At 50.8% G+C, this 12,613-nt stretch carries 5 protein-coding genes and 2 riboswitches; of the genes, 3 read left to right on the forward strand and 2 right to left on the reverse strand.

The features are described from left to right. The first annotated feature begins 83 nt into the window (after positions 1 to 83). Positions 84 to 1,466, forward strand: a complete 1,383-nt coding sequence (locus ACLD72_RS11610; RefSeq protein ID WP_411002604.1) for a glycoside hydrolase family 64 protein — start codon at positions 84 to 86, stop codon at positions 1,464 to 1,466. Positions 1,467 to 1,557: 91 nt separating this feature from the next. Further along, positions 1,558 to 2,940: a glycosyl hydrolase family 18 protein gene (locus ACLD72_RS11615; protein WP_458475775.1), complete on the forward strand. Its 1,383-nt coding sequence runs from the start codon at positions 1,558 to 1,560 to the stop codon at positions 2,938 to 2,940. A 69-nt stretch (positions 2,941 to 3,009) separates the two neighbouring features. Here ACLD72_RS11615 and ACLD72_RS11620 read toward each other — a convergent pair whose 3' ends face one another. After that, positions 3,010 to 6,378 (reverse strand): discoidin domain-containing protein, encoded by a 3,369-nt coding sequence (locus tag ACLD72_RS11620; RefSeq protein WP_411002602.1) that lies wholly within the window; start codon positions 6,376 to 6,378, stop codon positions 3,010 to 3,012. 277 nt (positions 6,379 to 6,655) lie between these two features. Further along, positions 6,656 to 6,743: riboswitch (cyclic di-GMP riboswitch) on the forward strand. Positions 6,744 to 6,831: 88 nt separating this feature from the next. Then, positions 6,832 to 6,918: riboswitch (cyclic di-GMP riboswitch) on the forward strand. 91 nt (positions 6,919 to 7,009) lie between these two features. Here ACLD72_RS11620 and ACLD72_RS11625 point away from each other — a divergent pair. Then, complete coding sequence (locus ACLD72_RS11625) at positions 7,010 to 7,660, forward strand: anthrax toxin lethal factor-related metalloendopeptidase (RefSeq protein WP_411002600.1); 651 nt, start codon at positions 7,010 to 7,012, stop codon at positions 7,658 to 7,660. Positions 7,661 to 7,719: 59 nt separating this feature from the next. Here the strand turns inward: ACLD72_RS11625 and ACLD72_RS11630 are convergent, their stop codons facing one another. Beyond that, complete coding sequence (locus ACLD72_RS11630; RefSeq protein WP_458475776.1) at positions 7,720 to 12,486, reverse strand: MucBP domain-containing protein; 4,767 nt, start codon at positions 12,484 to 12,486, stop codon at positions 7,720 to 7,722. Positions 12,487 to 12,613 lie beyond the last annotated feature (127 nt).

Consider the following 12,613-nt stretch of genomic DNA (forward strand, 5'->3'; position numbering starts at 1 on the left):
TACGAAATTTTGACAGAAAGGGAGGGGATAGCAAATCCATCAACTTGATCACTTTACGTTTCCAAATGAGAAGGAGGAATACTATGACAAAAAAATGGCTTCAGTGCAGCACCGTTTTGTTCATCGCTTTTCTGTTATCTTTTACTATGAATACCTCTTCTATGAACGTCTCGGCAGCGCAGGATTTTACTCAGGGCGTTGACGTATCCGGCAAGAACGTGACTTTATGGTTCAAGTCAAAGGTCGATACGACATGGGTGGATGTCCATTATACGGTGAATTCGGGCGTTCAGCAAAATCTCAGAATGACTTACAACGCCGGTGCCGGAAGATACGAGCAATTTATCGATTCGGCCGCCGGAGCCGTGATTAAATATTTCTTTACTTATAATAACGGAAATCCGGCTTATGACACGACGACCTTCACCTATCAAGGCACGGGGCAAACGGAACCAACGGAACCAACGAAGCCAACGGAACCAACAGGCGGCTCGATTTACTCGATCCCGGCTTCTTCGATTCCCAATCCTACCGGAGGCGGAGTCAGCCTCAAAGTTATGAACGGCACGGGCGGGGCCTATGCCGACAATCAAATTTACTGGGGGGTTATCGGCAAAAATCCGGCCAACGGCCAATGGAGTTATTTGAACCTGTCCGGTCAACTCGTGCCCATTTCAACCGCTTTAAACGATGCTCCCGGTCATTTAACGAAAAATGGCGCCAACTATGCCAACATCTATCACAAGGTTAGCGACACTTCCTGGGTTAATCTTCCCAAGATCACTTCGGGCAGATTATTCCTTAGTGTAGGTTCTCCTTTGTATATTAAAACCTTTAATGACGGTTTCGCTGGTCCGGATCTCAACAATCCTACCGATCCCAACCTTGATGTCTATTTCGACTTTGCCGAATTTACGGTCGATGATGCCGGGTATCATGGGAACACAACAAGGGTTGATCAGTTCGGCTTCCCGGTTCAGCACCGCTTGGTCAATAAAGTGGGGAATTACGACCGGACCGTAGGCGAGTTTGAATCGGAAACCCGTTCCGGTTTGTTTGCAAAATATAAAAACGAAGTGCCTACCGAGTTCAAATCGCTGGGAACCTTGCAGGCGCCCTATCGCATAGTCAGTCCCATGATCGGGGCGTTTAAGTCCGGGGGAGCCTATGAAAACTATTTTGCTGGCTATTCCAGCATCTCCACCCGCGACATCCTGCTCGGCATCGGCGGCGCCAGCGATCCTCAGGTTTGCGCGGCACTCAACCGGCACGTATTTACGTCTTCCAATTGGAACGATGTCAGCCAATACTATAAAGCTGCGCCGGCCAATTATTATGCAAAATTCTGGCATGATCACAGCATTGACGGTCTGGCCTACGGCTTCGCCTACGATGACGTAAACGGACAAGCCGCTTACCTGGAAGTCGGCGATCCCAAAGGTGTGATCGTTAGAGTAGGATGGTAGATTTCTGCCTATTTCAATTTTAGTAGATTGATGAGAAGAAAGGACTGAACATATGAGGAATCATAAAAAGAAATTCTCTTTTTTAGTCGTATTGGCATTATTGATTTCACTTTTCACTCCACTAGGGTTTAACGCGCAGGTGTCCCAAGCGGCAGCCGATCAGGCTGCGGCCGCGGCCGATACCGGCCGGGTTTTACTGGCCAGCGCCTATCCGGAATGGGATAGCAGCAAAGTTTATCTCAGCGGAGACATCGTCTCCTATAACGGTCAGGAATACAAGGCCAAATGGTGGACCCAAGGAGACACCCCCGGTACATCTGAGGTTTGGGAATTGGCCGCACCATCGGACGGTACCTATCCGGCATGGAACAGCGGTGCAGCTTATGTTGCCGGTAATATCGTTTCTTACAACGGCCAACTGTATAAAGCCAAGTGGTGGACTCAAGGGGAAACCCCCGGCGCTGCGGACGTTTGGGAACTGATCGGGGACAATCCGACCGATCCAACCGACCCGACCAATCCAACGGATCCAACCGATCCGACAGATCCGCCCCTTCCAGGCGGCTTCAAAGTAGTGGGCTATTACCCAAGTTGGGAACCCGGCAAGATCAACACCATTCAATATCATAACCTGACGCATATCAATTATGCATTCGCCATTCCGACCAGTGAAAGCGGGCTTCTGCCGCTGGAGAATGCCAGTGCTGCCAGCCAAATTATCCAGACGGCTCATGCCAACGATGTGAAGGTCCTGCTTGCGATAGGCGGCTGGTCTTACAATGGAACCCCGCTGGAGAACACCTTCATGGCAGCGACCAGTACGCCGGAGAAAATTAAAAAGTTCGGCGACGCTATCATCACCATGGCCAAGCAATACGGGTTTGATGGCGTGGATATGGACTGGGAGCACCCGAGATCGGACGGTTCAAGCAAGCAGCAGTATGAAGATTTGATGGTGTACTTGAGCAAGGAGCTTAAAAAGCAAAACATGCTCCTGACTTCCGCCGTCATTAGCGGCGTGACTCCGGAAGGCGTGATTTACTGGGATGCAGCGGCTCACACTGATAAGGTCATCAATGCGGTGGACTGGTTTAATGTGATGGCTTATGACGGAGGCGACGGAAACAGACATTCCACCTATGATTTTGCCGTCCTTAGCGGAAAGTATTGGAAGGAAACGAGAAAAATGCCCGCGGAAAAAGTTGTTTTGGGCGTTCCTTTCTACGGCAGACCTTCCTGGGCTACCTATGCCGCTATTTTGCAAGCCAACCCCAATGCCTATAACACCGACGTTTCTATGATCAACGGTATGGAAGCTTACTATAATGGAATTCCGACCATTAAGAAAAAGACCCAATTTGCCCTGGAGCAGCTTGGAGGCATCATGGCCTGGGAGCTGACCCAGGACACCACCGATACCAGCAAAAGCTTGCTGCAGGCCATCGGCGATACCGTAAGAGCTTATAATAAATAGTCAAAAAAAGCGCGAGCAGCAAGGGAACTAATCCCCTGCTGCTCGCGTGCTTTTCACTGTACGGAACCCTTAATTGATCTCCAAATCAAACCCGTTCTGAATGTAATACAGATCAGGATAGGCGATATTGCGGGTAACCAGGTTGTTGAATGTGGCCGAACCGTTGCCGGTGTAAGTAAAGATCGCGGCGCCTTGATGCGGTCCGGAGAAACGCGAAGTGGTTACCCCGTCCAGGCCGGTGCCGTCGATCGTGATGTTGTTGAACACGATGTTTTGGAAGCCGCCGCCGTATCCGAGCTGGATGGCGTCACGTTGGCTGTTGATGATATCGATGTTGTTGAACGTGACGTTCTGGATGGCGTCAGTCGAAGCTTCCAGATCGATGGCGCCGCGTTCTCCGTTATATAGGTCTTTGCTGGTGCCGCTGTTGATGATCGTGGTATCCGTGAACTCAATGCCGATATTATTTTGGAAATGATAACCCGGGAACACGGTGTTCATACGGATGCCGGAGCCGCCGACAGCGTCGATGATCAGGTTGTGGGTAGCCTTGTGTCCGCTGCCGCCAAAAATGCCGATGCCGCCGGCGCGCCAGTTGTTTTCGATCGTGTTGTACGAGAACGTATTGTTAACTCCGGCGGGAACGCCGTTTACGTTACTCGTCCAGATGGCCAGCGCGTCGTCGCCGTTATTGCGCAGGTTGCTGTTGCGTACGGTCGAATGGCTGGTGCCTTGGGCGAAATTGACCCCATCGGCAAGGTTGTTGCGGATGCGGCTGTTTTCGATGACCAGCCCCGTTGCGGTCATGGCCGGCGTATGGGCGTAATCCCCGACCCAGAACCCGCATTCAAAATGCTCCACCCATACGTTGTGGATCTTCGAGTTCGTGCCGAAATTGTCCATGAAACCTTTATACACGGCTTCCTGGTTGTATCGCGACCGCAAACTCGAGTTCATGTATACATTACTAAAATCAAGCTGACCTGAAATGCGGAGCGAGATGCCGCCGGACGCCCGATTGGAATTGGTGAACTGCAGATTCGTATGCCAGATCCCCGCGCCCATGACCTTGAGATCATCGATCATTTTGCTCGCCGAACCGATTTCCCACATGCCTCCAAGATGGAAGGTGCCCTCCGGAATATACAGAGTTTTGCCTTCCGCCACAGCCGCATTCACGGCTGCTTTAAAAGCGTCAAGGTCATCCTGGCCATCGTCCGCGACAGCGCCGTAATCGGTGACGGAAACCGCATTGGCCGGACGCGCGATAGGATCGGGAACCTGCTCAATTTCAATGAAGTCTACACCGTATTCGATGTTGTCGCTGCCCTTTTGAATGCGGATCGTGTCGCCGGGTTCAAGGGACGTGTCCAGCTTCCAATGCACTTCATCGAAACGGAAGAGCGGGCGTCCCGCGCCGGGCGTATCTCCGGGCTGATCACCCGAGAAGTATTGCCAGTTATAGTACGAGGTCAACGGTACGGCCTTCACCTTGGCGCCGTTGACATAAACGTCAAGTGAGCCGTTTTGTCCCATCCCGTCGGAGGAATCGGGCATCGTGAAGCGCATCGTCACACCGTCCCCGCCTTGCCCCGGTTTAACCGTCCATTCCAGATAGGAGCCGCTTGAAGGCAGGGCGACGTATTTTTGACCGGAGGCCTCGGATGCGGTCAGCGCCTGATCGAAGGCCGGCGCGCTCATCAGTACAGCGCCGCCGCCGCGGACAGCCTCATCGGTGTCATAGCGGAAATACGGCATGCTTGCCCCACGCTGAGCGTACACGGCCAGGCTGGCCGAACTGGTGTTGTTTTCCCGTTTCACCGCAGCTTCATTCTCGTCCGGGGCCACGGTGATCTGGACCGTGTAGTTTCCGTCCGCTGCCGTCCACGTTCCCGGAATGGCGATATCGGCGTCTGCGCCTGCCGCCAAAGCGCCCTGATAAGCTCCGTTTAACGTTTGCAGCGTTGTGCCGGCGGCATTTTTAAGCGTTAGCGTAACTTCATGTGCGCCGCCAGCCGTTGCGATCGAGCCTTGGTTTTTTAGGTTCACATGAAAAGATACCGCGTCCCCGGAAGCCGGGGGGCTTGGCGTCCAGGAGACCGTTCCGACCAGGTCGGAGCTGGCTATGGGCGCGATGACGAGCGGTGTTGGATTCGTAAATTCGTTGTTCGTCTTATCCAGCTCGATTACCGAATTGCGCTCGTCGGCCTTGGCGCTGACCGTGTAAGATGCGGCGGTTTTCGCGCCGGCATTCAGCGATACTGTCGCTACAGCGCCGGCATCCAGCGCTTCGACAGGGGAAGTGCCGGCCAGCGTTCCGTTCAGGTAGAAGCCCACATCCGTCGCTGGAGAGGGGGATGTGCCGATATTTTTCACGGTTGCATTTAAAGTAACCTCATCCGTTTCACCCGGGTTATTCGGCGTCCAGGATAAAGCGGTCACGGTTAAGTCCGGATTGGCCGCCGGGACACCGAAAACCTGAAACTCCGCAACCTGCCCGCCAGGCGCTCCGGAGTTTGCCGTGAACCGCAGCTGTACGCTGCTCGCCGTTCCGCTGACGGGAATCGTTACAGTGTTTTGCGTAGCCGGGTTAAAGGTGTATTTTGCCGCGGAAACCAGGTTCGCAAAGGTCGAGGAGCCTTGCTCGCGGCCCAGCACCTGGATCGTTTGCGTGCGCGTTCCCCACTCGCTTGCCGGGTTTAGTTTGATCACTACCGAGGAAAGGTTGGCGTTGGCTCCCAAGTCTACGGTTAATGTGCTTGGATGGCCGTTTCCTTCCCAATACGTGTTTATGTTGTCATCATTGGCATTGGCGGCCACATAATTGAAGGTGGCAGAGGAGGCCTCAATCGGTTTGCCGGCCGCCAGATTTGTCCCGTCGCCTGGCTCTTCACCAGGATCGGTGCCAGGATCAGGATCGCCGCCCCCGTTCTCGCTCCCGTATACCTCCACTTCGGAAAATTGCGCTGCCGGCCAGCCCGTATTGGCCGTCACTTGGATTCGGACGTAACGGGCGGTAAAGGCCGCAAAATCGATCTCCACCGTGTTGTCGGCTGCCGGATCAAACGTATACTCGGCGGAGTCGACGATGGGCGAGAAGCTTGCGCCGTCATCGCTTCCCTGAACCGATAACGTTTGCGTGCGCGATTCCCAGCCCGCCGGCAGCTTCAGAACCACCCGGTCGACGCTGGTTTCGCTGCCCAGGTCGGTTTGAATCCACTGCGGAAACGCATTGTTTGTACTCTCCCAATAGGTGTTTTGATTATTGTCGAAAGCGTTTGCAGCAACATAAACGTCGTTATGGCCGCTTGCCGCACTGGCTTTACCCAAGGCCAGGTTGGCCCCTTCGGCGGCTTGAACCGCAGATGAACCGAGCGGGAGCAGAACGGCCCCTACCAACAATGCCATGATGCTTAACCATACCCAATACTTTTTCATTAGTACCCTCCAATTTTTTAAGAAGTTCAACAATTTTAGACTAATAAAACCTACGATATATTCACTCCTTTTCAATAATTTAGAAAATAAGCATAAACGCCAATCCTTCTAAATGGAAGTAGTTTTTCTACGGGAATGATGTGTAATTTTACGCAAAAGAATGGTAATTTTCTTCCCGAAGGCTCGACATTTTTTTGCAAAAGACTCTTGACTATCTAGTCTATCGGACTTATTCTAAAACTAGATTGGTAGATTTATGAAAGTTAAATATTTTAGTGGTTGATAAAGGCAAATCCATCGAAAGGTGGAGACGCAAAACTATAGGGGTTAAGGCGGCATGTTCGCTATACCAGCCAGTTACCGATCAAGAGGCCAGCGTTTCTTTAACGTTGCATGGCGGACCTTCTTATTTCGGTAAGAAGGTCTTTTTTGTTGGCTTGGACTTCATTTTCATATTGATAAAGGCAAATCCATCGAAAGATGGGGACGCAAAGCTATAGGGGCTACCACGGGAATCCGTAACGCCAGCCAGTTGCCGATATGGAAGCCAAACGTAAATACACGGTATTTCGTTTCTTCCTGAATCGGTTGAATACGCATCGTATTCGGTGCGCTTCGGGAGGAACACGGGATGAGACGAATCGTTTATTTGGCGTTTGCACTTATTTTTGCTATGAATCTAGCGGCAATTCCGGCCCATGCGGAAGATAATCAAAGTTTGGTTAATGATATTGTCGTGTTGCCTAAAGAGGAATACAACAAGAGCGATGCAGGCAAAATGATAAGCCGTCTCTCCGAAATTCCGGCTTCTCTTCTTGAGGGCTTGAAGGACAACGGCGTCAAAATCAAACTGGTCAACGGCAAAATTACCGATGAACCGGAATTTGCCCAGTACAAGGGCGTTACTCCGAGAGGCTGGGAGAAGACCGGGCTGACCTGGGACGATGTGCCTGGCGTCAGCATGAACGTGGTGATCGTAAGAATCGGGTACAGCAACAAGGGGAAAGGCCACAACGGACAAAACCTGGAGCTTCATGAAACGTTCCATGCGATTGACCGGATTGTGTTGAATAACATTAGCTCTTCGCTTGAATTTACGGAAATTTGGCAAAAAGAAGCTAACAATGATTACAGCGGGGACGGTTATCTTTCGGCGTATTCGAACGAGTATTTTGCGGAGACGTCAACCTTGTATTTTTACAGTGAAGAAACGAAGAAGAAGCTGAAAGAGGACATGCCTTTGACCTACGAGTTTTTGGACAAGCTGTACGCCGCCAATTAAACATAAAAAACAGCTCCCCTCCGGTTGGCTTAACCGGAAGGGAGCGTGCTTTGTTCTTATTAAGGATAGACGCGGCCAGGTTTTACTTCTTCCCAAACCTCGACTCCGGATTCATTTCTGGAGTATTCATGATGATTGGTGGCTTCAAGAATATCGTAGTAATACCACATGCTAGAGATATTGTCCGGCCACTGCTTCGTATCCTTATGAATTCCGTCCTTATCGACTTTTCTGTTCAGTACGCTGTTGATGAATTTCGCTGCTTCAGCCCGGGTAATATATTGATCCGGTTTGAAGGTTCCGTCCGCGTAGCCTTTGATCCAGCCTTTGTTGGCTGCGGAGGCGATATATTTTTCCGCCCAGTGTCCCGTGATGTCCGTGAACATATCGTTTGACCGTTCGTCCAGCTTGTCAAAGCGGGAAGCGATCGCCGCAAACTCGGCTCTGGTAATATATTGCCCCGGCTTAAAGGTGCCGTCCGGATATCCCGTAATAATTCCGGCATTCCCCATCGTAGAAATGTGCTTGTTGGACCAGCGCGTATTTCCAACGTCGGAGAAGGAATTACCGGTTTTCAGGTAGGCGGAGCGGCTTTCATCATCCAGCAACCGGTAGAAGATCGCCGCGACTTCTTCACGGGTAATATTGTTCAGCGGCTTAACCGTGCCGTCCGGGTAACCGTTAATGTAGTCGTAATGGTTTTCCATTTCAAGTGTTGGCGGAACGGCAGGCAACGGCGGAAGTGGATCTACTTCCGGTGTGCTTGGGCTTGGATTTGGGTTTGAACTTCCCGAATTATCCGATCCGCTGGAGCCGGATGAATCCGACGATTTTTTAGTGTAGTAGAACGTGTACTCTTGGCTTTCCTGATCACTAAACGTGTAGGAATCGGTTGTTTTCACCGGAGTGTAGCCGGATACCGATACGGCCGTAAGTGTTTTCGTCTCCCCCGGCTTGCCGGATACCGTGGTCGGGTTCGCAAGTTGCCGGTTCGTGCCCTTTTCCAAATACTTGACGGTTAATTGACGATCCGCTGATGCGTTTTTCGTGTAAAAGAAGACATAAGTCTGATTCGGATCGTTGGTCCAAGTATGCGTGTGGTTCGCAACTTCCGGAGTATATCCATCTACCTGTTTAGCGGAGAGGTCTATTTCGGCGCCAATGCGGCCTTTGTAGATCTCCTGTGCGACCAGCTCGTTACCTGTTTCTCGATCTCGATAGGAGACGGTGATCTGTGCCAACTCAGCCGGTTCGCCTTTAACGTAGTAGATGGTGTATTCCTGTCCCGGTTCTAGTGTAATTTTAATGTCGTACTTGGTTTGTTCCGGGAAATAAACGGCGTCGGTCACTGAAATAGGTTCAGGATAAAAGACCAAATTCGTTCCAGCAATACCTTTGGAAGTCGTTGGCCCGATAAGCTCTTCATTGGTCTCTCGGTCCACATGGTGGATCGTTATATTACGTTCCTGACCGGTATTACTTTGAGTATACTTGAAGACGAATTGCTGCACCTGATCTTCCGTGAAGGTGTACGGTACTTCATAAGCGTGCGGTTTGTATACCGCCCCCGTGACGGTGTCCGTGTAATCTACGGCCGTCAGAGTAATTTTTTCGCCTACTTTGCCCAAACGCTCGGTTGGATTCAGCAGGTCTTTACCTGTCTGCTGATCCACGTATCTGACGGTCAGAGTTCTGCTGTCTTCTGGTTCGGTGGCGTTGGCTGTGTAGTAGAAGATGTGCGGAGCATTTTCCACGCCAAGCTCATAGTTGTAAGTTGGCTCGACCGGGGTGTAGCCCGGGATGCCAATCGCTTTGAGCTCGAGCGTTTGCCCGGTCACGCCTTCAACCGTAGTTGGGTCAGCGAGTTTCTTGTTCGTGCCTTGCTCGAGATACTGCACTTCTACGCTTTGCTTATCAGCCGTGTAGTAGAAGGTGTACTCGTTGTTGCCTTCGGCTTTAATCGTGTACTCATACGACTCGTTTTCCGGGGTGTAGCCCGGGACTTCGACAGCCTTCAGAGTTACGGTTTCGCCGGTGTGCCCCGTTACGGTTTGAGCCTTAGCAAGTTCATTCCCCAATTCCTTATCAACGAACTTCACTGTAACGGTTTGCTCGCTCGGTGTGTAGAAGAAGATATGCGGAGCATTTTCCACGCCAAGCTCATAATTGAAAGTTGGCTCCACCGGGGTGTAGCCCGGGATGCCAATCGCTTTGAGCTCGAGCGTTTGCCCAGTCACGCCTTCAACTGTAGTTGGGTCAGCGAGTTTCTTGTTCGTGCCTTGTTCGAGATACTGTACTTCTACGCTTTGCTTATTAGCCGTGTAGTAGAAGATGTACTCGTTGTTGCCCTCGGCTTTAATCGTGTACTCATACGACTCGTTTTCCGGGGTGTAGCCCGGGACTTCGACAGCCTTCAGAGTTACGGTTTCGCCGGTGCGCCCCGTTACGGTTTGAGCCTTAGCAAGTTCATTCCCCAATTCCTTATCCACGAACTTCACTGTAACGGTTTGTTCGCTTGGTGTGTAATAGAAGATATGCGGAGCATTTTCCACGCCAAGCTCATAGTTGAAAGTTGGCTCAACCGGGGTGTAGCCGGGGATGCCAATCGCTTTGAGCTCGAGCGTTTGCCCAGTCACGCCTTCAACCGTAGTTGGGTCAGCGAGTTTCTTGTTCGTGCCTTGCTCGAGATACTGTACTTCTACGCTTTGCTTATTAGCCGTGTAGTAGAAGATGTACTCGTTGTTGCCCTCGGCTTTAATCGTGTACTCGGCAGTTTTGTTTTCCGGAGTGTAGCCCGGAATTTCAGCTGCTTTGAGAGTTACGGTTTCGCCGGTCACACCCGGAACATTTTGAGACGGAAGCAGTTCTTTCCCCGTGTTCTTATCCACAAACTTCACCGAAACGGTTTGTTCGCTTGGTGTGTAATAGAAGATATGCGGAGCATTTTCCACGCCAAGCTCATAGTTGAAAGTTGGCTCAACCGGGGTGTAGCCGGGGATGCCAATCGCTTTGAGCTCGAGCGTTTGCCCAGTCACGCCTTCAACCGTAGTTGGGTCAGCGAGTTTCTTGTTCGTGCCTTGCTCGAGGTACTGCACTTCTACGCTTTGCTTATCAGCGATGTAGTAGAAGGTGTACTCGTTGCCTTCAGGCTGAATCGTGTACTCGTAAGACTCGTTTACCGGGGTGTAGCCCGGAACATCGGCAGCCGTCAGAGTCACTTTTTGTCCAGCAGCACCTTTTACCGTGGTCGATTGAGCGAGTTCTTTTTCAGTTCCCTGCTCCAAATAATGAACGGTGACTGTTCGTTCAACCGCTTCCTCATATCCAAACCAAACCGTTGGTGTTGGATTGGCGGCGGTGAGCCGGATGCTTGCAGGATTTTCCCCTACTTTCCATTGATACCCGGCAATGTTTTTGGCTGTTACGGAATATTCCGCAGCCCCGATCGGCAAAGCCTCATTCCCGTTTTGATCCTTGTAATACTCGCTATAAAGCAATTCCGCGAATTCCGGCCCTTCCACTTCAACGCCTTCGGCATTGACGGGCTTGCCGTTCGCATTGACTTTATAGCCCTTCATGAGGATGGAACCGTTGCCGATACTTACTTTCGGCACCTCAAAATCCTTCGAAACTTTCTCGTTGTTAACATTCGTATAATCGATTGTCGTTTTGCCGTTCGTAGGATAGAGGATGTCAGAAACGGGGTTTTTGGATTGGTCCAAGACCACTTTGTAAGTCAGTGTAGCAGGTTCACCTTCGGCGATGTTGCCGATGTCCCAAGTAAATGTCTCGGTTGCGGCGTTCCAAGTTACCGTACCTTGCGATGCGGAATAATCCTGAGGACCAACTTGTGCGCCTTGCTTCTTGAGATTGAACATGTCTCCCATGGGATCAACGACTTTGGCCTCTTGAGCCGCATAGGCGATTTTTCCGGCCATTTCGCGGAAAATCGTGTTCAAATCATCGCTGTTGGCAGGGAAGTAACCTTCGCTTTGAATATCTTTCAAGACGTTCATCGCGTTGCTGTTGTTTGAGACTTCCAAGCCTACCGAAAAAATCTTGAGTCCTGCATCTTTGGCGATTTTTGCTTCGGAAATGGTACCGATGCCGTTATCTTTCACAGAATAGTTGTCAATTTTGTAATTCGACAGAGTGTAATTACTACCATTTCCAAGCCTATTCCCATAATTAAATTTTGTGATCGCAAATTTATAATTGCTGTTAGTCCAATCGAAACTCGTAGCCTCTGTTCCTTTGAAGCTGTAGGTCGGCTCGCCGTCGCTCAAAACAACGATGAATTTATTTTGCGCCGAACTGCTGCTCAAAAGATCGCGGGCATTTTTCACCCCTGCCTGAATATTGGTGCCGCCGTTGGCATTAATGCCGTCAATGGCATTCTTCAACGCTTCCTTTTGCGCCGGTCCTTTAAAATCAGAAACCAGCGTGGCGGATTCGTTAAAGGATACTACCGCAATCCGGGTGGACGATTCGGTTAACAGCAAATTATCCACGAATTTTTTCGCGGCCGTTTTTGCGTTGGCCATTTTTTTATTGGTTTCCCAAGGCCAAGTTGTATTCACCATACTCCCTGACTTATCGATGACCAGCACCACGTCCGAGCTAGTCTGGACGTTTTTTCCCTCAGCCTTGAGCGTGATTTCCCATTCGCCCGGGTTCCCCGTAGGTTGGGCGGTTTTGCTCAATTGAATGGCTCCGGGATTCGGCCAGACGGGATCCCCCGAACTTGCGCCGAAGACAGAGATGGGACTCGCAAAAAGCGAAAACATGCAAATCCAAGATAATATAATTTTTAACCCGCGTTTCATAGGTTCCTCCTCATTTTTTCATAGAATTCCTCCCTTTCAGGCACTAATGATCTACCCTCCCTTGCTGCTTGGGTATTTTATATATCTCACGGAAAAATCCGTTGAGAACGAGGGGAAAATAAAAAGG

The organism is Paenibacillus lacisediminis (assembly GCF_046567315.2).